We start from the raw sequence: 21921 nt of genomic DNA on the forward strand, positions 1-21921 counted from the left end.
CAGCCATGACCATCACCGATGAGGTACCCGAGTTCGACGAGCCGGAACCTGACCAGCTCGACGAGGACGACTCCGAGGACCGTCCTCAGATCGACTCTGACCTGGTGGCCGAGCCGCCGCACCCAGTGAACTGGAACCTGCTCACCGCCGAGGAAGCCGAGGCGGAGTGGGCCGAGCTGGACCGCTGGGTGACCTGGCTGCGCCACACCTATGGTCTTCCCGCCAGCGTTCTGCCGCCGTTCTGGCACCGACACTCCGAGCTGGTGTGGGAGCTGTCCGCGCTGCACATCCACTGGCTGTGCGCCTACGACCCCGAGCAGAACGGATCCGCGCCGAGCGGCTGGCATCGCGACTTCGCCGATACCCGCAACCGACTTCGGGACTGGGTCGCCGCCTCCGGCACCCGCCTGGACCGCGACCGCCCCACCCGCCAGACGTCCTGGCCCGGCGAAGACCCCGTACCGGCGATCGAGGACGTGGCGATCGCCGACCGCGACGAGGACTTCCGCATGTTCGTGGAGACCGACATCGCCAAGCGGCAGGAGGCCGAGGACGCCTTCTTCGCGGAGTTGGCCGCAGGTGACGACGATGAGCGGAACCGTTGAGCCTGGCGTCGGCGTGGTCGAGCCGCTGTGGTGCGCCCGGGAGGTCTCGGAATTCCTGAATGTCTCCCAGGCCACCCTCTCACGGTGGCGCCGCGAACGCCTTGGCCCGCCGTTCCTCCAGGTCGGTGGCGTCTCCCGCTACAACCCGGTGTCGGTGCGGGCATGGGTGCGCGAGCAGGAGAGCGGTCATGGCTGATCCCCGCAACCGGCGCATGCCCCCGGTCGGGGTGCGGCTGACCACCGACGTCGAACGCCGCGTCGACGGGTTCCGCGCACGCGTGCGATGGACCGACCCCTCGACCAAGAAGCGCGTCGGACGGGTCAGCCACGTGCGCACGGCCGAGGAGGTTGAGGAGTTCTTCGACCAGATGCGCAAGGTCACAGAGACCGGCACCAACACCACGGTCACCCTCACCGCCTACGCTGCCTCGATCGGGGACCGGTGGAAGCGTGGCCTGGACCCGACCTCCACGGCCGAGAACTACGACATCGGCCTGCGGCTGAGGGTGCTGCCCGCGCTTGGGCACATCCAGGTCGTCAAGATCACCGCAGGGATGATCGACCGCACCATCGACCAATGGGAGACCGAGCACTCGGCCTCGACGATCAAGAACTCCATCGCCCCGCTCGTGCGCGTCCTTGACGAGGCGGTCCGCGACGACATCATCACCGTCAATCCCGCCAAGCACCGCGCCCGCCGCAACCTCGGCAAACATGTCACCCAGACCACCGGCGCTCTACGAGCCCACGCGATCCCCGACCTCACCACCCTCCGCACGCTCGCCGACGCCTGCGGCCAGGTGCACCAGTCCTACTCCGACCACATCATGCTCTCCGCACTTCTGGCGGCCCGCGGCTCCGAGGTCGCAGGCCTGCGCGTCGGGGACGTCGACTGGCGCAACCGGGTCGTGAAGATCGAACGCCAGCACTACCCCGGCAAGGGCGGCCTGGTCATCAAGCAGACCAAAGGACGCCGCGCGCGCTTCGTGCCGATCCTCGACGCCCTCGAACCCATCCTCGAACGTCTCGCCACAGGCAAGAAGCCCGACGACCCGCTCCTGCGCGGACCACGCGGCGGAGTGCTCACCACCGCGACTGTGCGCGACGCCACCCGCTGGGACGACCTCGTGAAAGGCCTCGGGCTTCAGGACCTGACCCGGCACGGCCTGCGGCACACCGGGGCGACCTGGATGGCTGACGCCGGTATCCCGCTCCACGTGCTCCAAGGCATCCTCGGCCACCAGTCCATCGAGACCACCAAGGGCTACCTGCACTCCGACCACCGCCACCTCGCCGCCGCCGCGAAACAGGCCAACCAGTTCCTCTCCACGTCCGGACCGAGAAGGGAGCCACTACGCCACGACGGACCCCACCTGTGACGTCCTGCGCCAGCCCGCTCCGGCCGCTCTACGGTGGCTGGAGTACCCACCTGCCCGCAGATTGGTCCACCTCGCAGGCACCATTTGGTCCACCTCGCCGCCGCGGCGGGCCTCACGGAGCGGTCGGGCCACGGCCCGAACCAGACCTCACGCAGCCGACTCGCCTGCGCACCCGAAGCCGACCTCGGACACGACGAAGCCCTGGCGAGAATCATGTCGAAACATGCTCTCACCAGGGCTTTTGCGTCGGGCTGACAGGATTTGAACCTGCGACCCCATGACCCCCAGTCATGTGCGCTACCAAGCTGCGCCACAGCCCGTGACGTTGATATTCAGTTGTTCGGGCCGATTGGCGAGGGGCTTGAACCCCTTAACCCCCAGTCAAGTGCGCTACCAAGCTGCGCCACATCCCGTCGCCCGCGAGCGGGCAACTCGATTATCTTACCCGCTCCGCGCACGTCCCGCGAACCGGTGCCGTCCCGGGCGTGTGCCGGGCGCAGGGCATCCTTCCATCGCGCCGAAGTGCTGGGTCGGCGCGTCGGTCGTCCACCATGGCGCGATCGAGCGCCGCAAGCCGCACGGCATCCTTTGCCGGTGTCCGACCCCCTCGCTACCGTCGCGGCATGAGCATCGAGATCCTCCCCGCCACCCACGAACGCTTCGACGACGCCGAGCGCGCGCTCGACAGCGGAGACGGTCCCGAATGCCAGTGCCAGTGGTGGCTGCTGCCGAACGGCCCCTGGGAGGAGACCTCGGTCGCCGAGCGCACCGAGATGTTCCGCGCCGAGGTCGACGGCGGCCGCCCACCCGGGCTCATCGCGTACGTCGACGGCGAGCCCGCCGGCTGGGTGCGTGTCGGGCCCCGCACGGCGCAGCCCCGACTCGCCCGCACCCGCAACGTCACCGGCTCGACCACCGAACCGCTCGACGACGACACGGTGTGGGCGGTCACGTGTTTCGTCATCCGCAAAGCGCACCGGGGCAGCGGCCTCATGCGGGGCCTGCTGGATGCCGCCGTCGAAGCGGCGCGCGACGGCGGCGCCCGCGTCCTCGAGGGGTATCCGCGCGATACCTCGGCCGCGAAGATCCCCGTGAACGACCTGTACCTCGGCACGGTAGCCGTCTTCGAGGACGCCGGATTCGCCGTCGTCGACCGCCCGAAGCCCGATCGCGCCCTCGTGTCCCTCACACTCCGGAACTGATCCCCCGACCTACGATGGAGGTTCCCCGAAGGAGCCTCGATGACGGATGCCACGACCACCGCGCGCGTGGACGCGTGGCTGTGGGCCGTGCGTGTCTACAAGACCCGGTCGGCCGCGACCACGGCCTGCCGCGCAGGACACGTGCGCGTCAACGGCGACCGCGCCAAGGCCGCCCAGCCCGTGCGGCCCGGCGACGAGTTGCGCGTGAGGATCCAGGGCTTCGATCGCATCCTCGTCGTGAAGAAGACGATCGCGAAGCGAGTCGGCGCGGCCCTCGTGGCCGAGGCGGTCGACGACCGCACTCCCCCACCCCCGCCGCGCGAGAGCATGCCGTTCGTGCCGGTCCGCGACCGCGGCGCGGGCCGCCCCACCAAGCGCGACCGCCGCGAGATCGAGAAGCTCCGCGGTCGCGACCTCGACTGACCGCGTTCCCCGAACGGCCGGTGTGCCGAACAGACTCACGTCCCCACCGCCATCACAACGGAGGTACTGGGCACCACGAAGCTAAGGCCCGGCGCCGCACCGCAGAATTCGCCCCGAACGCCTCAGGCGAGCTGATCCCGCAACCACCGCGCCCCGTGCACCGACGCACCGAGGTCCTCGACCCGCGCCGCGAGCCCCCGATCGCTGGTCACGACGATCACCGGGCTCCGCAGACCTAAAAATCCCCGCGCCACGGCGACGATCTCGTCATCGCCCGACCCGGACGCACGGAACACCTCCACGTGTTCGGAGCCCACGTCCGCCCCGCGGGCTTCCCCCTCAAGCACCGCCGCTACCGACGGGAACCAGCGCGTCGCCGGGAGGCCGAGGTGCTCGGCATCCATCCCCTCCACGGCGAGCTGAGAAAGCCGCGCGAGCAGGCGCTGTGCCGCGCCGGCGCGGTCGTTCCACCACCCGTCGGGCACCGACCCCATGACGTTCGCGACGTCGACGACCACGGCGGGCCGCACCGGCAGCGCGTCGCGCAGCATCGGCCACGCCGCAGCGAACCCCGGATGCAGCGGACGGGATGCCACCTCGTCGATCGGCACCCACTCCAGCGCGACGCTCTCCGGGTCGCTGATGACCGGCTCGAACGGCACGGTCACGTCGGCGACGAGCGTCGAGTACGTCCAGATGCCGAGGTCGAGGACGCTCTCGAAGCGGGGGTGCACGGCATCCACCGGGACTCCGGCTTCTTCCGCGGACTCACGCAGGGCGCCGTCACGAGCGGATTCGCCCTCGTGCCGTGCACCTCCGGGCAGCGCCCAGGTGTCGCCGAAGTGGCTCCACGACACGCGGTGCTGCAGCAGCACACCGCGGTCCGCGTCGACGGCGAGCAGCCCCGCAGCGCCGAAACGGCCCCAGTACTTCTCGCCGGTGGGCGCGACCACCCACGCGTCACCGGGGTCGCGGGGCCCGTGGGGACGCCGCGGTTCACCGGGGGCGGGAGGCTGAATCGTCATCCTCCCCAGCCTGGCACAGCCGCGCGCGGCTGGACGCGCCGCGCGTCACCTCCCGCCATCTCGCGAGACGTCATCGCGCTGACGAACGGGGCGCAGGATGCCGGCGAGTCGTCGGCGCGATGAAGTCTCGGCGCTACCCGGGCGGGCAGGAACGCGGACGCGCCCCGACCCGGGCAGGATCGGGGCGCGTCGGCAGCGCGTCAGTCGAAGCGCGCGCCCTCCGGGTTGGAGGGCAGCAGCATGAAGATGAACAGGACGAGACCGCCGACGAACGGAACGAAGGCGATGAAGATCCAGAACCCACTGCGGTTGGTGTCGTGCAGACGACGCACGGTCAGCGCGAGGTGCGGCACGATCGTGGCCAGCGCCCACAGCAGGTAGATCACGAAGAACACCAGGCCGAGGCCGCTCGGGGCGGTCGGGTTGCCGAGCTCGTCGACGGTCGGTCCGCCCGTGGCCAGAGCGAGCAACGTCAACGCGAACGAGACGACGGCCTGCACCAGGGCCCACCACCAGTACTCGCTGCGGCTGGCACGGCCGGTGAAGGTGGCGTACTTCTTGAAGAAGCGCTGCACCGCGGCACCGATCGGTGCCCCATAGTACGGCTGACTCAGCGCCGGAGCGGTCTGCGAATTGGTCACGATGATCCCCCATCACGGCATCGAAAGGGATGCCACTCCGGCGAACCGGATTGGTCCGCCGGTGTGGACTCTATCGACACTCAGGTGTCTTTCAGGAAACATGACACGCCGAGCCGCCCGAGGATCGACGAACGCCCCGGCCGGGGCCGGGGCGTTCAGGGGGCAGCTCAGCGCTGGCGCTTCTCGCGGATGCGCATGTTCAGCACGATCGGGGTGCCCTCGAAACCGTAGATCTCGCGCAGGCGGCGCTGGATGAACCGGCGGTAGCCCGGGTCGAGGAACCCGGTCGTGAACAGCACGAACGTCGGCGGCCGCGTCGACGCCTGCGTGCCGAACAGGATGCGCGGCTGCTTCCCGCCACGCAGCGGGTGCGGGTGCTCGGCGACGAGCTCGGCGAGAAAGGCGTTGAACTTGCCCGTGGGGATGCGCTGGTCCCACGACTCTAGCGCCGTCTCGAGCGCGGGCACGAGCTTGTCGAGGTGGCGGCCGGTGCGCGCCGAGATGTTCACGCGCGGCGCCCACGTCACGTGCGCGAGGTCCTGCTCGATCTCACGCTCGAGGTAGCGACGGCGGTCGGCGTTCTCCATGTCGTCGTCGTTCAGACGGTCCCACTTGTTGAAGGCGAGCACGAGCGCACGACCCGACTCCAGGACCAGGTCGATGATGTTGAGGTCCTGCACGCTGATCGGCTGCGACACGTCGAGCACGACGACGGCGACCTCAGACTTCTCCAGGGCCGTCGAGGTGCGCAGCGACGCGTAGAAGTCGGCGCCCTGCTGCAGGTGCACGCGACGTCGGATGCCGGCGGTGTCGACGAGCGTCCAGAGCTTGCCGCCGAGTTCGACGACCTCGTCCACGGGGTCACGAGTGGTGCCGGCGAGCTCGTTGACCACCACTCGCTCCTCGCCGGCGGCCTTGTTCAGCAGCGACGATTTCCCGACGTTCGGGCGGCCGAGGATCGCGACGCGGCGCGGGCCGCCGATCTCGTACTTCGCGACCGCCGAGACCTGCGGCAGCACCTTCATCAGCTCGTCGAGGAGATCGGCCACCCCGCGGCCGTGGATGGCCGAGACGGGGTGCGGCTCACCGAGACCGAGGTTCCACAGGGCCGCGGCCTCCGGTTCCTGGCGGGCGTCGTCGACCTTGTTGGCCACGAGGAACACGGGCTTCTTGGTCTTGCGCAGCAGCCGCACGACGTGCTCGTCGGTCGCGGTCGCGCCGACCGTGGCATCCACCACGAACAGCACGACATCGGCGAGATCGATCGCGACCTCGGCCTGCGCCGCCACCGAGCGGTCGATGCCGCGGGCGTCGGGCTCCCAGCCGCCGGTGTCGACCAGCGAGAACCGGCGATCGAGCCACTCGGCCTTGTAGGTCACGCGGTCGCGAGTGACGCCCGGGGTGTCCTCGACGACCGCTTCACGCCGCCCGAGGATGCGGTTCACCAGCGCCGACTTGCCGACGTTCGGGCGACCGACGATCGCCACGACCGGCAACGCCGGCAGGAACTCGATGCCGTCCTCCCCCGAGGCGAGGCCCGCCAGGAGCTGGGCGTCCTCCTCATCGAGGTCGAAATCCTCGAGGCCCGCGCGCAGCGCCTCCGCACGCTGCTCGGCCAAGACCTCATCGAGGTCGGCCATCTTCTCGGCGAGCTGGTCGGGCCCGCCTTCGTACTCGTCGTCAACGCCCATCGCGGGCTCCCATCGTGGAGTCGACGACGTGAAGCACGGCGTCGACGGTCTGTTCGAAATCGAGGTGCGTCGAGTCGACGACCTCGACGCCGGGGGCGGCGCTGAGGAAGTCGACGACGGTGGAATCAGCGGCATCCCGCTTGTGCAGGGAAGCCGCGACGGCCGCGGCGTCCTGCGAGGTCAGCTCGGCGCTCCGGCGTGCGGCGCGCACCTCGGGCGCGGCCGTGAGCAGGATCCGCACCGGCGCGTCGGGGTACACGACCGTGGTGATGTCGCGGCCCTCGACCACGACACCGCGCAGACCCGAGGATGCCACGAGCCGGCGGAACAGGTCGTTCACGGCCTGCCGCACGGCGGGCACGCGGGCCACGCCGCTCACGGCATCCGTGACGCGCGGTTCGCGGATCGCGGCGGTGACATCGGTGCCGCCGACGCGGACCCAGCGGTCGGCCGGGTCGAGCGAGATGGCGTAGTCGAAGTCGCCGAAGACCTCGAGCACCGCGGTGGCGTCGGAGGTGTCGCTGCCGTGCTCGAGCGCGTGCCAGGCGAGCGCCCGGTAGGCGGCCCCGGTGTCGAGGAATCCGAACCCGAGGCGCGTCGCCGCGGCCTTCGAGACGCTCGACTTGCCGCTGCCGGCGGGTCCGTCGATCGCGACGACGAGGACGGGAGCGTCGGCGGAGGGCTTGGTGAGGGGCTCAGTCATGGGTGGTGCTCGCAATCCGCCATCCGCGCTGCTGGAGCCCGTCGACGGCTCGGCGGACGGCGTCGGGGACGACGCTGATCTCGGCCAGGCCGAAGGGAGCCCCCGGCGAGTGCTCGAGACGCAGGTCTTCGACGTTGACGTCGAGGTCGCCGAGCTCGCCGAAGAGGCGGCCGAGCTGACCGGCGGTGTCGTCGACCATGACGACGAACGTGTCGAAACGACGGTTCTGTCCGTGCTTGCCGGGGAGGCGCTCCACGCCCTCGTTGCCACGGCGGATCATGTCGGCGACCGCGCGACGCGCGCCCGGGGCATCGGGGTCGCGGAGCGCCGACGCGACGTCGCTGAGGTCGGCGGCGAGTTCGTCGAGCACCTCGACCACGGGCGCCGCGTTGGCGCCGAGGATCTGAACCCACAGTTCAGGAGCGGATGCCGCGATGCGGGTGGTGTCGCGCACGCCCTGACCCGCGAGGCGCAGCGAGCCGTCGCGGGCCGTCACGAACCGCCCCGCCAGGAGGCTCGCGACCAGCTGGGGAACGTGCGACATGAGCGCGACGGACTCGTCGTGCTCCTCGGGGGTCATCTCGATGAGCGTCGCCCCGAGGTCGAGGGCGAGCCCTTCCACCAGGGACAGGTCGTGCGCCGAGGTCTCACCGTCGCGGCAGACCACCCAGGGACGCCCGACGAAGATGTCGGCGCGGGCGGAGATCGCTCCCCCGCGCTCGCGTCCGGCCATCGGGTGCGAGCCGATGTAGTGCGTGAGGTCGACGCCGCGCGAACGCAGCGTCCGCAGCGGCTCGAGCTTGACGCTCGCGACGTCGGTGACCACGGCATCCGGGTAGGTCTGCAGCTCCCGCTGCACGACGTCGGCGACGACGTCGGGCGGCACGGCCACCACGATGAGCGACGGGGAGTCGTCGTCACGGGCCGCACGCCCCGCGCCGTAGTCGATCGCGAGGCGCAGCTGCGACGGTGACGTGTCGGCGAGGACGACGTCGACGCCGAGCGCGGTGAGGGCGTGCCCGACGCTCGCTCCGAGGAGGCCGGAGCCGACGACGCGCACCGTGCCGCTCGTGCGGGTCGCCAACGGCGCCTCCGCGCGCGCGGACGTTCCGTTCGGTTCGATCATCGGGTCTCCTGCTGCCCAGGCGGTGGCACTCGCACCGCGCGGCGCCCGCGCGTCACTCGGCCGGAGCGGCCGGAGTGTCGCCGTCTCGACGAGACAGCGTGAGCAGTGCGCCGCGTTCTACTGTAGTCAACTCGCGCGCCTTCCCCACCGGGAGAGTTCCCAGGTGGAGCGGACCGAACTGCCGCCGCACCAGCTCGACGACCGGGTGACCGACCTCGGCCATCATGCGCCGCACGATCCGGTTGCGCCCGGAGTGCAGCGTGAGCTCCACGAGGCTCTCGCCGCGCGACGAGTCCAGCAGCCGCGCCTTGTCGGCCGCGATCTGCCCGTCCTCGAGCTCGACGCCCTTGAGCAGCCGCTGGATCGTCTGCGGCAGGACCTGCCCGTCGACCTTTGCGATGTAGACCTTCGTCACGCCGAACGAGGGGTGTGCGAGCACGTGCGCCAGGTCGCCGTCGTTGGTGAGGACGAGGAGCCCCGAGGTGTCGGCATCCAGGCGTCCGACGTTGTACAGACGCTCGGGCCAGTTTTTCGTGAAGCGGCGGAGGTCCGGCCGCCCGCGGTCGTCGTTCATCGAGCTCACGACCCCGGTGGGCTTGTTGAGGATGACGTACCGCTTCGAGGCGTCCAGCTGCACCGCCACCCCGTCGACGTCGACGAGGTCGGTCTCGGGGTCGATGCGCGAGCCGAGCTCGGTGACGACCGTGCCGTTCACGCGGACTCGGCCCTCCACGATCATCTGCTCCGACACCCGCCGCGAGGCGACCCCCGCGTTCGCCAGGACTTTCTGCAGGCGTACGCCCTCGTCGCTCATCTGAGCACCTCTCCGTCGAATCCGTCCGCGCCGTCGTCGAGCAACGGCGAGATGTGGGGCAGCTCGTCGAGCGAGTTGATGCCCAGGTTGACCAGCAGCTGATCGGTCGTCCCGTAGTGGATGGCGCCCGTGTCGGGGTCGGTGAACACCTCGGTGATCAGCCCGCGCGCGAGCAGCGTGCGGACCACCGAGTCCACGTTCACGGCGCGGATGGATGCCACCTGCCCCCGCGTCACGGGCTGCTTGTACGCGATGACGGCCAGGGTCTCGAGCGCCGCCTGCGACAGCCGCGAGGGCGCCTGCGTGTTCACGAACTCCCCGACGACGTCGTCGTACTCCTCGCGCACATAGAGGCGCCATCCGCCGCCGACCTCGCGCAGCTCGAACCCGCGCCGCGGCCCACCGGTTTCGCCGTCGTAGTCGGCGACGAGACCCTCGATCGCCTGACGTACCGCCGGAACGGGGGCGGCGACGGCCGCGGCGAGCGCGACGAGGCTCTGCGGCTCGTCGAGGATCAACAGGATCGCTTCGAGTCTGCGGGCGACGGAGGCCGCGTCGTTCGGGCGCGCGGGAGGGGCGGCGGTATCCGTGTCGGCGAGGGTGTCATCGGTCATAGTCGGCTCCCAGGGCGGCGAGGTTCTCTTCCGACCACCTCTCGGCGGTCCAGCGCAGGGTCAGCTCCCCCAGCGGTTCCAGCTGCTCGAAGGACAGCGCCGCGTGGCGGTAGAGCTCGAGGATCGCGAGGAACCGGGCCACGACCACACCGGTCTGCGTGACACCGGCGACCAGGTCACGGAAGTTCGCGGTTCCGGCGCTCCGCAGCAGTGTCACCACGATCGCGGCCTGCTCGCGGATGCTCACCAGCGGCGCGTGCAGGTGATCGAGCCCGACCGTCGGCGGGTGCTTCGGCGCGAGGGCGACCACGGCGAGCGCGGCGAAGTCCTCGGCGGTGAGGGTCCACACGAGTTCGGGAACGGCGCTGCGGTACTTCTCGTCGAGACGCACGTTCCGGGTGTGCCGGCGGTCTTCGCGCTGCAGGCATCGCGCGAACCACGCGGACACCTCCTTGAACGCCCGGTACTGCAGCAGGCGCGCGAAGAGCAGGTCGCGCGCTTCGAGCAACGCCACCGACTCGGCATCCACGAGCTCGCCCTGCGGGAGGAGCCCGGCGATCTTCATGTCCAGCAGCGTCGCGGCCACCACGAGGAACTCGGATGCCTCGTCGAGGTCGCCCTCCGGGCCGAGGGCGCGCAGGTACGCGATGAACTCGTCGGTGACGCGGCTGAGCGCGACCTCGGTGATGTCGAGCTCGTGCGCGGAGATGAGGTTGAGCAGCAGGTCGAAGGGTCCGTCGAAGACGGGCAGCGAGACGCGGAAGCCCGCGGCATCCTCCGTCGCGGCTGCCGCCTCGGCGCCGGCGCCCTCCGGCGCCGTGGGGGAAGCGCTGTCGTCAGGCGACGGCGCCACGGGCGACCAGCTCCCGCGCCAGCCGCATGTAGGCCTGTGCGGCGGCGTGCTCGGGCGCGAACTCCGTGATCGGCATGCCCGAGACCGAGGCATCCGGGAACTTCACCGTGCGTCCGATCACCGTCTCGAGGACGTCGTCTCCGAACGCTTCGACCACGCGCTCGAGCACCTCGCGCGAGTGGAGCGTGCGCGGGTCGTACATCGTGGCGAGCACGCCGTCGAGCTCGATCGCGGGGTTCAGCCGGTCACGCACCTTGTCGATGGTCTCGATGAGCAGGGCGACACCGCGCAAGGCGAAGAACTCGCACTCGAGCGGGATCAGCACGCCGTGCGCGGCGGTGAGCGCGTTGACGGTCAGCAGGCCCAGCGACGGCTGGCAATCCACCAGGACGACGTCGTAGTCGGCTGCGACCTTGCGCAGCACGCGGGCGAGGATCGTCTCGCGTGCGACCTCGTTGACCAGGTGCACCTCGGCGGCGGACAGATCGATGTTCGCCGGGATCAGGTCGAGACCGTCGACGCGCGTGTGAACGATGGCCTCACGCGGATCGCGCTTGGTGTCCAGCAGCAGGTCGTAGATCGTGGGGACGTCGTGCGTCTGGATGCCGAGACCCGCCGACAGCGCGCCCTGCGGGTCGAAGTCGATCGCCAGCACCCGGCGACCGTAGCCCGCGAGCGATGCCGCGAGGTTGATGGTGGTCGTCGTCTTGCCGACGCCGCCCTTCTGATTGCACAGGGCGATGATGCGTGCGGGACCGTGGCTGTCGAGCTTGGGGGGCGTGGGGAAACCGTTGTACGGCCGTCCGGTGGGTCCGAGGATGACCTCGTCCGCGCTCTTCGCCGTCCCCTTCGTGCTCGCCGACACCGAGTCTCCCGCCTTCGTCATAACGCCCCCGAGTCTACTCGCCACCCCGCCGCACGCCGGGAGACCCGCGGTGCACCCGAACAGCGGACGTCGTGCGGACCGGCACCCACCCCGCAACGGGCGCTGCGCCGCGAGCGCCGAACCACCGCACCCCCGGACGCCACCCCCACCGCCGCACTCAAAACAGGCACCGCACCCAAAACAGGCCGAAACCCGCCGCATCCGCCTGTTCCCATGACATCCCCTGTTCTCGCAACCGCGGAACGGGATGCCGTGCCCCGGCGCCGGGGTGGATGCCCAACGCCTCGGCCGTGGTCAGCGGGCCCGCGGGTGGGCGGTGGCGTAGATGTCGCGAAGCGCGTCGACCGAGACGTGCGTGTAGATCTGCGTCGTCGCGACAGAGGCGTGCCCGAGGAGCTCCTGCACCACCCGCACGTCGGCACCCCCCTGCAGCAGATGCGTCGCGAACGAATGACGCAGCGTGTGCGGCGAGACGTGCGCCGTCAGTCCCGCGCGCTCCGCGGCCGCCTGGATGATGAGCCACGCGCTCTGGCGCGACAACGGCGCCCCGCGCACGCCGAGGAAAAGCCGCGGCGTCGCGCGCCCCTTCGCCGCCCAGCCCGGGCGCACCCGGGTGAGGTAGGCCTCGACGGCGTCGCGGGCATACGACCCGACGGGGACGATCCGCTCTTTCGCGCCCTTGCCCCGCACCCGCAGCACGTCGCCGTGCGCGGTGTCGTCCACGTCGAGCTGCACGATCTCGGACACCCGGGCACCGGTGGCGTACAGCAGCTCGAGCAGCGCCCGGTCGCGGACCGCCGACGGGTCTGCCGCGGTCGCCTCCGACGACCCCGGCGCGGGGCCCGATGCCGTCAGAAGCTGCTCGACCTGCGTGATCGACAGGGCCTTGGGGAGCCGGCGGGGAGCCTTGGGGGGACGCAGACGACCGCTCGGGTCGTCGTCGGCGCGCCCTTCGCGGACGAGGAACCGGTGCAGCCCCCGCACCGAGGACTGCAGCCGCGCGAGCGACGAGGCCGCCGGTGGCGGTTCGGCCGCGGCGCGCTCGGCGGCGAACTCGGCGACCATCGTGGGCGTCACGGCATCCGTGTCCACGACTCCACGCTGTCGCAGCCAGTCCACGTAGACCCCGAGGTCGCGGCGATACGCGGCGACCGTGTGGTCGGACAGCCCGCGCTCGAGCGCGACGTGGCGCAGGTACGTCTCGACCGCGCGCCCCAGTTCCACGTCAGGCCGACGCGGCCTCGCGACGCAGCACCTCGGCCGCGGCGAGCACTCCGGTGGCCAGGATGCCGTTGCGCAGGCGCCCCGCGAGCACGCCGTCGATCACGTCGGCCAGCGGCACACGCTCGACCCGCATGTCGGACTCCTCGTGTTCTCGCTCGTAGTCGGTAACGACGTCCGAGAGACCACGGGCCAAGAAGAGGTGCACGATCTCGTCGTTGCCCCCGGGGGTGGTGTGGACCGAAACGAGGTGCTGCCACCGCTCGGCCGCGAGATCGACTTCCTCGGTCAACTCGCGCTTGGCCGTCTCGAGGGGCGGCTCGCCGTCGACATCGAGGAGGCCGGCCGGGATCTCCCAGTCGCGCTCCTTGATCGGCTGTCGATACTGCTGGATGAGCACGACCCGACCCTCATCGTCGAGCGCGACGACCGCGGCGGCGCCGGGATGCTCGACGTACTGACGCGTCATCTCCCCCTCGCCGTACCGCACGGTGTCGGACCGGACGTCCCACACCGCGCCCCGGTACACGAGGTCGCTGGCGACGACCTCCAGGTCGACAGGCTCGTCGCGCAGCGACTCCATGTCAGTCCTCCTCGACGTCGAACAGCTCGCTCGAGCGGTGACGCTCGAGTGCGGCGCCGACGAGACCGCGGAACAGCGGGTGCGGCTCGGTCGGACGCGACCGCAGCTCTGGGTGGGCCTGCGTCGCGATGTAGTACGGGTGGACGTCGCGCGGAAGCTCGACGTACTCGACCAAGTCGAGGTCGGGGTTGAGACCCGAGAACACCAGACCCGCGTCGCTCAGCTGCTGACGGTAGGCGTTGTTGACCTCGTACCGGTGGCGGTGACGCTCGGACACGCGGCCCTCGCCGTACACCTCGGCCGCGAGCGACCCCTCGGCGAGATCCGCGGGGTACAGGCCGAGGCGCATGGTGCCGCCCAGGTCTCCGCTCTGGAGGATGTCGACCTGCTCGGCCATGGTGGCGACGACCGGGTGCACGGTGTCGGGGTCGAACTCACTCGACGATGCCCCCTCGAGCCCCGCGACGGTGCGCGCGTACTCGATGACCATGCACTGCAGGCCCAGGCAGATCCCGAGCGTCGGAATGCCCTGCTCGCGGGCGAAGCGCAGCGCACCGAGCTTGCCTTCGATGCCACGGATGCCGAACCCGCCGGGCACGATGATGCCGTCGACCGCGGAGAGGGCTTTCGCCGCGCCCTCGGGCGTCTCGCACAGGTCGGACGGGATCCACGTGATCTTCACGTGCGTCTCTTGCGCGAACCCGCCGGCCTTGATGGCCTCGGTCACGGAGAGATAGGCGTCGGGCAGATCGATGTACTTGCCGACGAGGCCGATCGTGACCTCGTGCTTGGGGTTGTGCACCGCCTGCAGCACGCGCTGCCAGCGCGACCAGTCGACGTCGGCGGCCTTGTCGATGTCGAGCGCGTCGACGATGTAGGCGTCGAGCCCCTGGTCGTGCAGCATCGTCGGGATGTCGTAGATGCTCGGCACGTCGACGGCGTTGACGACGGCATCCTCATCGACGTCGCACATCAGGGCGATCTTGCGCTTGTTCGACTCGGTCACAGGCCGGTCGCTGCGCAGCACGAGCGCGTCGGGCTGGATGCCGATCGAGCGGAGGGCGGCGACGGAGTGCTGCGTGGGCTTGGTCTTCTGCTCGCCGGACGCGCCCATGAAGGGGACGAGGGAGACGTGCACGAAGAAGACGTTCTTGCGGCCGAGCTCGTGGCGGATCTGACGCGCGGACTCGATGAACGGCTGCGACTCGATGTCGCCGACCGTCCCGCCGATCTCGGTGATGATCACGTCGGGCTGCGGCGTCTCGGTCGCCTGCAGCCGCATGCGGCGCTTGATCTCGTCGGTGATGTGCGGGATGACCTGCACGGTGTCGCCGAGGTACTCACCGCGGCGCTCGCGCGCGATGACCTGCGAGTAGATCTGACCGGTGGTGACGTTGGCCGCCTGGCTCAGCTCGATGTCGAGGAAGCGCTCGTAGTGTCCGATGTCGAGGTCGGTCTCGGCCCCATCGTCGGTGACGAACACTTCGCCGTGCTGGAACGGGTTCATCGTGCCCGGATCCACGTTGAGGTAGGGGTCGAGCTTCTGCATGACGACGTGGAGACCCCGCGCCGTGAGAAGGTTGCCGAGGCTTGCCGCCGTCAGGCCCTTACCGAGAGACGAGACCACTCCTCCGGTCACGAAGATGTGCTTCGTGGTGAAGGTCGATGCCGTGGTGTTGTCGTCTGAATGTCCCGCGTCCGAAGTCTGCATCACGGGCTTCGATCCTATCAGTCGTCTCGGTCAGTGGCGGCGCGAGGCGCGTCACGCGATGAGGGAAGTCTCGCATCGACCACCGACACGCGGGTCACCCCGATGTGACGATCCCGTGTCGCGCTAACCGGCTTCGGACACGGCGCGTCCGGTCTCCAGGAGTTCTCGCGCGTGCGTCAGCGCGGCATCCGAGTCGCTGAGACCCGACAGCAGGCGCGCCATCTCGGCCTCGCGCTCCGCTCCCTCCAACCGGCGGACACTGGATGCCGTCACGGCGCCGTCGTTGCCCTTGACCACGGTCAGATGGTTGCCGGCGAAAGCGGCGACCTGAGCGAGGTGCGTGACCGCGATGACCTGGGACGACTCGGCCAGACGCGCCAGACGGCGTCCGACCTCGATCGCCGCCGCGCCGCCGATCCCGGCATCCACCTCGTCGAAGACGAACGTCGGCACCGGGTCGACACCGGCGATGACGACCTCGATGGCCAGCATGACCCGGCTCAGCTCGCCGCCGGAGGCTCCGCGCGAGACCGGGCGCGGGTCGGCGCCCGGGTGCGGGGCGAGGAGGATCGCGACATCGTCGCGGCCGTGCGCACCGGGGGTGCCGGACGGTGTCACCTCCACGGTGAGCGTGGCGTCCGGAAGAGCAAGGGCATGAAGCTCTTCCGTGACGGCTGCGGCGAGCCGTTCGGCGGCCTCTCGCCGCGCCGCCGTGAGCGTTTCGGCTGCGGCGTCGAGTTCGGCCGCTGCGGCGTCGCGCTCGGCGCCGAGACGCTCGATGCGGTCGCTGTCGTCGTCGAGCTCGAGCAGTCGCGCCGACCCGGTCTCGAGCAGCGCGATCGCGGCATCCACCGAGCCGTGGGTGCGGGCCAGCGCGGCGAGGACGCCCCGGCGCTCGTCGACGGCGGCGAGCTCGTGCGGTCCGGACTCGTCGAGGTCCGCGAGGTAGCCCGAGAGCGCGACCGCCGCGTCGGTGGCGCGGTAGCCGAGGTCGGCGACCTGCTCCCCGATCGCGGCGAGCGCCGCATCACTGCCCGACACGCGCTCGAGGGCGCGGCGCGCCTCGGCGAGCAGCGTGACCACGTCGGGCGTGTCGTCGTCGCTCGAGAGAACGGCGTGTGCGCCGGCGGCGGCGATGCGCAGCTCTTCGGCGTTGGCGAGACGCTCCGCTCGACGGGCGAGCTCCTCCTCTTCGCCGGGGAGCGGCGCCGCCGCTTCGATCTCGGCGATCGCCGCGCGCAGCTCCTCCGCCTCGCGGGCGCGGGCGTCGCGGTCGGTGGTCAGCGTCGACAGTTCGGCATCCAGGGCTCGCCAGGAGTCCCACGCCGCACGGTAGGCAGCACGCGCGGCGGCGACGGGTTCTCCGCCGAAGCGATCGAGTGCTTCGCGTTGAGCGAATGCCGAGCGCAGCCGCAGTTGATCGGACTGACCGTGCACCACGACGAGGTCGTCGGCGAGGTCGGCGAGCACTCCCGCAGGCGCGGTCCGGCCGCCCACGGTCGCGCGTCCTCGCCCCTCGCTCGACACGGTGCGCCCGAGGTACAGCTCGGCGGCGCCGTCGCCGAGCGGTTCGACGTCTCCCCCGGCTTCGCGCACGCGCGCGGCGACGGGTCCGTGTTCGGGGATGAGCCAGACGCCCTCGACCGCCGCCTGCGCCGCCCCCGAACGCACGGCGCCGGAGTCGGCGCGCTGACCGAGCAGCAGGCCGAGGCCGGTGACGACCATGGTCTTTCCGGCACCCGTCTCGCCCGTGATGGCGGTGAAGCCCCGCCCGATGGGCAGGGTGGCATCGGCGATCACACCGAGGTCACGCAACCGCATCTCTTCGATCACGGCTGACCTCCCAGCCCGCCACGCCACCCGGTGACGGGCAGGCGGAACTTGCGCACGAGGCGATCGGTGAACGCCGCCGGATGCAGCCGGGCGAGCCGAACCGGGCGCGACGACCGCCGCACGGCGACGCGCGCGCCGGGCGGGAGCTCGTGCGAGCGTCGACCGTCGCACCACAGGATGCCGCTCCCGCTCGTGCGCTCGAGCACCTCGACCGCTACGGTGGCGTCGGGGCTGACGACGAGCGGCCGCGCGAAGAGGGCGTGGGCCGAGAGCGGCACCACCGCGATCGCCTCGACCGTCGGCCAGATCACGGGGCCGCCGGCCGAGAAGTTGTAGGCGGTGGAACCGGTGGGGGTGGCCACGACGATGCCGTCGCACCCGAACGACGACAGGGGCTTCCCGTCGACCTCCATGACGACTTCGAGCATGCGTTCGCGGCTGGCCTTCTCGACGGTGGCCTCGTTCAGCGCCCACGTCTCGAAGATCACCCGGTCGTCGGCATCGAGCACCTTCACCGCGAGGGCGAGGCGCTCCTCGACGCGGTAGTCGCGCGCGATCACGCGCCGCACGGCGTCGTCCATGTCGTCGCGTTCGATCTCGGCGAGGAATCCGACGTGTCCCATGTTGATTCCGAGGATCGGTGCCGTCCCGCCGCGCACCGTCTCGGCGGCGCGCAGGATCGTGCCGTCGCCGCCGAGCACGATGGCCAGCTCGAGGTCGTCGACCGTGACATCGACGCCGAGCGTCTCGACCCCCTCGAGCGACAACCGTTCGGCGAGTTCCGGGCGGTCCTCGGCCGAGACCACCGGCACCGCACCGGCCGCGCGCACCGCGGACAGGACGCGCTGCGCCGCCTCGACGGTGTCATCACGTCGGGCGTGGACGACGAGCAGGATTCGGCGTTCGCTGGGGGTCATCGGCTTCCGGTCAGTCGGGTCACGGTGCTCTCCCATTCTGAGGGGTCCGTGCCGTGAGCGTCCGAGAACCACGCCACATACTCCTGGTTGCCGTGTGTTCCCACGATGGGCGAGGCGATGATTCCGTTCGTGCGAAGGCCCACGTCCCATGCCGCCCAGAGCACCCCGTGCACGGCGTCTGCGCGCAGGGCGGGGTCGGTCACGAGGCCGCCTTTGACCGCCGTCCGCCCGACCTCGAACTGCGGCTTGATGAGCAGCAGGATCTCGGCCGCGGGCGCGGCGGTGGCGGCGATCGCCGGAAGCACGTGAGGGAGGGAGATGAACGAAAGGTCGCCGGTGACGATGCTCGGCCGCTGTGTCACGCCGGTCGCGGCGGACAGGGTGGCGGCGGTCATGAACCGAACGTTATACCCCTCGACGGACACGACTCCGGTGTCGGCCGCAAGGGCCGGGGATAACTGCCCGCGGCCCACGTCGACCGCCATCACGGGGCTCGCGCCGCGTTCTCGCAGCACTTGGGTGAAGCCCCCCGTGGACGCGCCCAGGTCGAGAGCGACCCGGCCTGCGGGGTCGACGCCGAAGGCTTCGAGCGCGGCGAGCAGCTTGTGGGCGCCGCGGCTGACGTAGTGATCGGCCCCCGCGACCTCGATCCGCGCGTCGTCGTCGACGCGCATCGACGGCTTGACCACGCCGCGTCCGTCGACGCTCACGAGGCCATCGGTGATCAACTGCGCGGCATGCGTGCGGGATCGCGCCAGTCCCCGTCCGGCGAGCTCGGCGTCGAGACGCCCGCTCATTCGTCGGTCGGCGTCGCCGCGCCCGATTCCAGGCGACGCGCGAGCTCGTCGTGCACCGCCGCATACGCCTCCGCACGCGTCTCGAGGGGTTGCTCCTCGATGATGCGCAGGCGGCCGATCAGCTCGGCGTCGGCAGCGGTCTCGCGGTCGTCCGACATGGATGCCATGCTATCGACGTCAGCGCGCTCGGAAGGGGTCCGCGTACAGCTGCTCGGGAACGCGGAACCCGAAGATGGCTCGACCCGAGTTCCAGATGGCGGCGGCTCCCGCACGCAGCAGGTCGATCTGCCGGTCGCCCGCCGACACGATGCGCAGATCGACACCGTCGATCTCGACGATCGCGTCGCCGACGCGCGTTCGTTCCCCCTTGACGACCGTGGCCGGGTAGGGCTCGAACAGTTCGCGCAGATCGGCGACGATGAAATCCGGACGCTGGTTCGGCGGCGCCGCGAGCACTTGCTTCGGCCTGTCGATACCGGTGAGCACGAGGACCGAGGGCATACCCGCGGTCCGCGCCCCCTGGATGTCGGTGTCGAGGCGATCCCCGATGAACAAGGGCGCCTTCGCGCCCGTGCGGGCCACGGCCACGTCGAAGATCGGTCGCTCGGGCTTACCCGCGACCGTCGCCAAGCGACCGACGGCGGTGTGAACCGCAGAGACGAGGGTGCCGTTTCCCGGGGCGATGCCACGCGCCTGAGGAATGGTCCAGTCGGTGTTCGTCGCCACCCACGGGATCCCACCGTCCTCGGGGGGAGTCGCCAGAGCGTACGCGGCTTCCGCGAGCTGTTTCCAGCCGACCTCCGGGGCGAAGCCTTGAACGACGGCGGCGGGAGAGTCCTCCGCACTGCGGGTGACGACGAAACCGGCCTTCTCCACCTCGACAACCAGTCCTTCTCCCCCGACGACCAGCAGGGTCGAGCCGGCCGGCACGAGATCGCGGAGCAGACGCATCGCGGCCTGCGGGCTCGTGACCACATCGTCGGGCGCGACGCGCAACCCCAGGGAGGTCAGGTGCTCGGCGACGGAGGCATCTGTTCGCGAAGCGTTGTTCGTTATGTACCCGAGACGTCGGCCTTCGTCTGCGGCCCGGTTGAGGCTGTCGACAGCGTGGGGCAGGGCTCCCGGGCCGGCGTAGACGACGCCGTCAAGATCTGTGAGGACGACGTCGATGCCCTCCAACGGCGTGGATGCCGGTTTGCTCCGCCCGAAGATCATGACTGGTCTTCCTCTGCTTCTTCCGCGTCCTCCGAGGTTTCCACAGGGATGACCCCGGATGCCACATCCACAGCGCCGTCGTCGTCGATCACGTCGATCTCCTCGACGACGATGACCTCGCGGTCGGCGACCCCGGCGGCCGCGTCGAGGGCATCGGCCGCGATCTCCGCGCGGCGGAACCATTCCGCCGCCTCGTCCTCGCGTTCGAGCTCTTCGAGCACGGCGGCGCGGGCCGAGAACAGCGCAGGGCTCCACTCGAAGGCGCGGTTCGGATCCGCTTCCGGGATCTCGAGTTCCTGCAGGGCACGCTCGGGCTGCCCCAGGTCGAGGCGCGCGCCCGACATCGCAATGGCCAGCTGGGCGCGCACGGCAGCGGGGAGAGTCGCCCGGTCCACGGAGCGCCCCTCCTCGAGCGCGCGATCGGGCCGGCCGACGCCGCGTTCGCTATCGACGATCAGGGGAAGCTGCTCATCGGAACCCGAGATACGTCGGTGCGTCCGCAGCTCGCGGAGAGCGAGGGCGAAATCGCCGATCGCGTAGGCGGTGATCGCGACCGTCTCACGGACGATCGCGACACGGCCGGCGCTCCGGGATGCCGCCAGGGCGTGCTCGTGTGCGAGAGCGGGGTCTTCGTCGATCAAACGCGAGGCCATCACCAGATGACGCGCGACGTTCTCGGCGTTGTCCTTGCTGAGCGTCTTGAGTTCGTTTCGCGCCGCGCCGGGCAGGTCGCGAGCCGTGACCTCGTCGGGGATCTGCGGTCCGCGCTCGCGCTGATCCTGCGGCGGTCGTGTCGCGCGGCTGTCTTCACGGTCAAATCGCCGTGGAGCGCCGGCACCCGGTCGGCGGTCGCCGGAAGGCCGGCGGTCGCCGGAAGGCCGGCGGTCGCCGGTCCCACGACGCTCGCCACCAGCCGAACGATCACCCGAAGAACGGCGGTCACCGAATGCGGGCCGGTCACCGGAGGAACGACGATCCCCCGAGGATCCGCGATTGCCGAAGGCGGGACGATCGCCGGAGGAACGACGGTCTCCTGAAGGACGACGGTCACCGAACGCGGGACGATCCCCCGACGGACGACGATCTCCTGAAGGACGACGGTCACCGAACGCGGGACGATCCCCCGAGGGACGACGGCCACCGGTGCGCCCCCGGTCAGACCCATCGGCCCCGCGCGGGCGGAAGGGGCGGGTGTCGTCGCGACGGGGGCGTGCAGGCGTGTCGCCGTCGCGACGCGCGGGACGCGACTCGGTATCGCGTCGGGGCCGCGCGTCGGCACCCCGATCCGAGCGGTACGGTCGCGGCTCGCGCTGCCCTCGCGCGGCGTCATCGGCGCCGCGAGAGCGATCGCCGTCGCGCCGCGGACGCTCGTCGCCGTCCCGGCGCGGCCGAGCAGCCGCATCATCTCTGCGGCGGAAGGGGCGCGAAGAGGCGTCACGGACGGGTCGGTCGCGACCCCCGGCGGCACCGCCGCCTGCTGAGGAACGACCGCGGGGACGATCGTCGGAACGACCTCCGTTGCCGTTTCGTTCGTTCGCGTCGTCGTTCGACATGGCGATCCTTCTCCCGGAAATGTGTCCGTATATGCGAAATGGCCACCCAGCGTTGGGTGGCCATTTCGTGTGAAGAAGTCCGGCGGTGTCCTACTCTCCCACAGGGTCCCCCCTGCAGTACCATCGGCG

The 21921-nt window shown here is 70.7% G+C and carries 23 protein-coding genes and 1 tRNA gene; 5 read left to right on the forward strand and 19 right to left on the reverse strand.

Annotated features, from left to right (window positions below):
* Positions 1-5 precede the first annotated feature (5 nt).
* The 3 genes from P5G46_RS14350 to P5G46_RS14360 are packed head-to-tail and all read left to right on the forward strand — an operon-like array spanning position 6 to position 1984.
* On the forward strand, positions 6-605 hold the full coding sequence (locus P5G46_RS14350; RefSeq protein WP_408905950.1) for a hypothetical protein: 600 nt from the start codon (positions 6-8) through the stop codon (positions 603-605).
* Positions 589-801: a helix-turn-helix domain-containing protein gene (locus tag P5G46_RS14355; RefSeq protein ID WP_408905951.1), complete on the forward strand. Its 213-nt coding sequence runs from the start codon at positions 589-591 to the stop codon at positions 799-801. Before P5G46_RS14350 ends, P5G46_RS14355 begins: the two co-directional genes overlap by 17 nt.
* Positions 794-1984: a tyrosine-type recombinase/integrase gene (locus P5G46_RS14360; protein WP_408905952.1), complete on the forward strand. Its 1191-nt coding sequence runs from the start codon at positions 794-796 to the stop codon at positions 1982-1984. The genes P5G46_RS14355 and P5G46_RS14360 overlap by 8 nt, the downstream gene beginning before the upstream one ends.
* 246 nt (positions 1985-2230) lie before the next feature.
* On the opposite strand, the gene P5G46_RS14365 is transcribed toward P5G46_RS14360, so the two are convergent.
* A tRNA-Pro gene (locus tag P5G46_RS14365) sits at positions 2231-2304 on the reverse strand.
* A 303-nt stretch (positions 2305-2607) separates the two neighbouring features.
* Between P5G46_RS14365 and P5G46_RS14370 the strand changes: the two genes are divergently transcribed.
* Complete coding sequence (locus P5G46_RS14370) at positions 2608-3186, forward strand: GNAT family N-acetyltransferase (protein WP_239275977.1); 579 nt, start codon at positions 2608-2610, stop codon at positions 3184-3186.
* A 39-nt stretch (positions 3187-3225) separates the two neighbouring features.
* The gene (locus P5G46_RS14375; RefSeq protein WP_239275978.1) at positions 3226-3609 is read left to right on the forward strand and encodes an RNA-binding S4 domain-containing protein; all 384 of its coding nucleotides are present in this window, start codon (positions 3226-3228) and stop codon (positions 3607-3609) included.
* Positions 3610-3731: 122 nt separating this feature from the next.
* Here the strand turns inward: P5G46_RS14375 and P5G46_RS14380 are convergent, their stop codons facing one another.
* The 18 genes from P5G46_RS14380 to P5G46_RS14465 form a co-directional block, all read right to left on the reverse strand.
* Positions 3732-4634 (reverse strand): NUDIX hydrolase, encoded by a 903-nt coding sequence (locus P5G46_RS14380; protein ID WP_239275979.1) that lies wholly within the window; start codon positions 4632-4634, stop codon positions 3732-3734.
* Positions 4635-4834: 200 nt separating this feature from the next.
* Entirely contained in the window at positions 4835-5275 is a 441-nt protein-coding gene (locus P5G46_RS14385) for a DUF805 domain-containing protein (RefSeq protein ID WP_239275980.1), read from the reverse strand.
* Positions 5276-5442: 167 nt separating this feature from the next.
* Positions 5443-6966, reverse strand: a complete 1524-nt coding sequence (gene der, locus P5G46_RS14390; RefSeq protein WP_239275981.1) for a ribosome biogenesis GTPase Der — start codon at positions 6964-6966, stop codon at positions 5443-5445.
* Complete coding sequence (gene cmk / locus P5G46_RS14395; RefSeq protein WP_239275982.1) at positions 6956-7669, reverse strand: (d)CMP kinase; 714 nt, start codon at positions 7667-7669, stop codon at positions 6956-6958. The genes der and cmk overlap by 11 nt, the downstream gene beginning before the upstream one ends.
* Positions 7662-8795 carry a prephenate dehydrogenase gene (locus P5G46_RS14400; protein WP_239275983.1) on the reverse strand — a complete coding sequence of 378 codons (1134 nt, stop codon included), beginning with the start codon at positions 8793-8795 and terminating at the stop codon, positions 7662-7664. The genes cmk and P5G46_RS14400 overlap by 8 nt, the downstream gene beginning before the upstream one ends.
* A 52-nt stretch (positions 8796-8847) precedes the next feature.
* The gene (locus P5G46_RS14405) at positions 8848-9609 is read right to left on the reverse strand and encodes a pseudouridine synthase (RefSeq protein ID WP_239275984.1); all 762 of its coding nucleotides are present in this window, start codon (positions 9607-9609) and stop codon (positions 8848-8850) included.
* The gene (gene scpB, locus P5G46_RS14410) at positions 9606-10223 is read right to left on the reverse strand and encodes an SMC-Scp complex subunit ScpB (protein ID WP_239275985.1); all 618 of its coding nucleotides are present in this window, start codon (positions 10221-10223) and stop codon (positions 9606-9608) included. The genes P5G46_RS14405 and scpB overlap by 4 nt, the downstream gene beginning before the upstream one ends.
* Complete coding sequence (locus P5G46_RS14415) at positions 10213-11076, reverse strand: segregation and condensation protein A (RefSeq protein ID WP_239275986.1); 864 nt, start codon at positions 11074-11076, stop codon at positions 10213-10215. The genes scpB and P5G46_RS14415 overlap by 11 nt, the downstream gene beginning before the upstream one ends.
* Positions 11060-11962, reverse strand: coding sequence for a ParA family protein (locus P5G46_RS14420; protein WP_239275987.1), 903 nt, complete (start codon positions 11960-11962; stop codon positions 11060-11062). Before P5G46_RS14420 ends, P5G46_RS14415 begins: the two co-directional genes overlap by 17 nt.
* Before the next feature lie 294 nt (positions 11963-12256).
* Positions 12257-13186 carry a site-specific tyrosine recombinase XerD gene (gene xerD, locus P5G46_RS14425; protein WP_239275988.1) on the reverse strand — a complete coding sequence of 310 codons (930 nt, stop codon included), beginning with the start codon at positions 13184-13186 and terminating at the stop codon, positions 12257-12259.
* 1 nt (position 13187) lies between these two features.
* Positions 13188-13766: an NUDIX domain-containing protein gene (locus P5G46_RS14430; RefSeq protein ID WP_239275989.1), complete on the reverse strand. Its 579-nt coding sequence runs from the start codon at positions 13764-13766 to the stop codon at positions 13188-13190.
* Between the two features lies 1 nt (position 13767).
* Positions 13768-15477: a CTP synthase gene (gene pyrG, locus P5G46_RS14435; protein ID WP_239275999.1), complete on the reverse strand. Its 1710-nt coding sequence runs from the start codon at positions 15475-15477 to the stop codon at positions 13768-13770.
* A gap of 123 nt (positions 15478-15600) precedes the next feature.
* Positions 15601-17310 carry a DNA repair protein RecN gene (recN, locus tag P5G46_RS14440; protein ID WP_408905953.1) on the reverse strand — a complete coding sequence of 570 codons (1710 nt, stop codon included), beginning with the start codon at positions 17308-17310 and terminating at the stop codon, positions 15601-15603.
* Complete coding sequence (locus P5G46_RS14445) at positions 17307-18227, reverse strand: NAD kinase (RefSeq protein ID WP_239275991.1); 921 nt, start codon at positions 18225-18227, stop codon at positions 17307-17309. Before P5G46_RS14445 ends, recN begins: the two co-directional genes overlap by 4 nt.
* A complete protein-coding gene (locus P5G46_RS14450) occupies positions 18224-19024 on the reverse strand; it encodes a TlyA family RNA methyltransferase (RefSeq protein ID WP_239275992.1) in 801 nt (266 codons plus the stop codon). Before P5G46_RS14450 ends, P5G46_RS14445 begins: the two co-directional genes overlap by 4 nt.
* On the reverse strand, positions 19021-19182 hold the full coding sequence (locus tag P5G46_RS14455) for a hypothetical protein (RefSeq protein ID WP_239275993.1): 162 nt from the start codon (positions 19180-19182) through the stop codon (positions 19021-19023). The genes P5G46_RS14450 and P5G46_RS14455 overlap by 4 nt, the downstream gene beginning before the upstream one ends.
* Before the next feature lie 19 nt (positions 19183-19201).
* The gene (locus tag P5G46_RS14460) at positions 19202-20239 is read right to left on the reverse strand and encodes an HAD-IIA family hydrolase (RefSeq protein ID WP_239275994.1); all 1038 of its coding nucleotides are present in this window, start codon (positions 20237-20239) and stop codon (positions 19202-19204) included.
* On the reverse strand, positions 20236-20892 hold the full coding sequence (locus P5G46_RS14465) for a tetratricopeptide repeat protein (RefSeq protein ID WP_239275995.1): 657 nt from the start codon (positions 20890-20892) through the stop codon (positions 20236-20238). Before P5G46_RS14465 ends, P5G46_RS14460 begins: the two co-directional genes overlap by 4 nt.
* Positions 20893-21921 lie beyond the last annotated feature (1029 nt).

Origin of the sequence: Microbacterium mcarthurae, assembly GCF_046064585.1 — a bacterium.
Taxonomy (GTDB): Bacteria; Actinomycetota; Actinomycetes; order Actinomycetales; family Microbacteriaceae; genus Microbacterium; species Microbacterium mcarthurae.

Excerpts from the sequence above, each read along its gene's own strand:
- P5G46_RS14370 (WP_239275977.1), top strand. The coding sequence starts at position 2,608 with ATGAGCATCGAGATCCTCCCCGCCACCCACGAACGCTTCGACGACGCC.
- der (WP_239275981.1), bottom strand. The coding sequence starts at position 6,966 with ATGGGCGTTGACGACGAGTACGAAGGCGGGCCCGACCAGCTCGCCGAG.
- P5G46_RS14380 (WP_239275979.1), bottom strand. The coding sequence starts at position 4,634 with ATGACGATTCAGCCTCCCGCCCCCGGTGAACCGCGGCGTCCCCACGGG.
- P5G46_RS14405 (WP_239275984.1), bottom strand. The coding sequence starts at position 9,609 with ATGAGCGACGAGGGCGTACGCCTGCAGAAAGTCCTGGCGAACGCGGGG.
- P5G46_RS14445 (WP_239275991.1), bottom strand. The coding sequence starts at position 18,227 with ATGACCCCCAGCGAACGCCGAATCCTGCTCGTCGTCCACGCCCGACGT.
- P5G46_RS14460 (WP_239275994.1), bottom strand. The coding sequence starts at position 20,239 with ATGATCTTCGGGCGGAGCAAACCGGCATCCACGCCGTTGGAGGGCATC.
- P5G46_RS14465 (WP_239275995.1), bottom strand. The coding sequence starts at position 20,892 with ATGGCCTCGCGTTTGATCGACGAAGACCCCGCTCTCGCACACGAGCAC.
- P5G46_RS14360 (WP_408905952.1), top strand. The coding sequence starts at position 794 with ATGGCTGATCCCCGCAACCGGCGCATGCCCCCGGTCGGGGTGCGGCTG.
- P5G46_RS14420 (WP_239275987.1), bottom strand. The coding sequence starts at position 11,962 with ATGACGAAGGCGGGAGACTCGGTGTCGGCGAGCACGAAGGGGACGGCG.
- P5G46_RS14375 (WP_239275978.1), top strand. The coding sequence starts at position 3,226 with ATGACGGATGCCACGACCACCGCGCGCGTGGACGCGTGGCTGTGGGCC.
- cmk (WP_239275982.1), bottom strand. The coding sequence starts at position 7,669 with ATGACTGAGCCCCTCACCAAGCCCTCCGCCGACGCTCCCGTCCTCGTC.
- P5G46_RS14400 (WP_239275983.1), bottom strand. The coding sequence starts at position 8,795 with ATGATCGAACCGAACGGAACGTCCGCGCGCGCGGAGGCGCCGTTGGCG.
- scpB (WP_239275985.1), bottom strand. The coding sequence starts at position 10,223 with ATGACCGATGACACCCTCGCCGACACGGATACCGCCGCCCCTCCCGCG.
- P5G46_RS14430 (WP_239275989.1), bottom strand. The coding sequence starts at position 13,766 with ATGGAGTCGCTGCGCGACGAGCCTGTCGACCTGGAGGTCGTCGCCAGC.
- P5G46_RS14355 (WP_408905951.1), top strand. The coding sequence starts at position 589 with ATGAGCGGAACCGTTGAGCCTGGCGTCGGCGTGGTCGAGCCGCTGTGG.
- P5G46_RS14350 (WP_408905950.1), top strand. The coding sequence starts at position 6 with ATGACCATCACCGATGAGGTACCCGAGTTCGACGAGCCGGAACCTGAC.
- P5G46_RS14455 (WP_239275993.1), bottom strand. The coding sequence starts at position 19,182 with ATGTCGGACGACCGCGAGACCGCTGCCGACGCCGAGCTGATCGGCCGC.
- P5G46_RS14450 (WP_239275992.1), bottom strand. The coding sequence starts at position 19,024 with ATGAGCGGGCGTCTCGACGCCGAGCTCGCCGGACGGGGACTGGCGCGA.
- pyrG (WP_239275999.1), bottom strand. The coding sequence starts at position 15,477 with ATGCAGACTTCGGACGCGGGACATTCAGACGACAACACCACGGCATCG.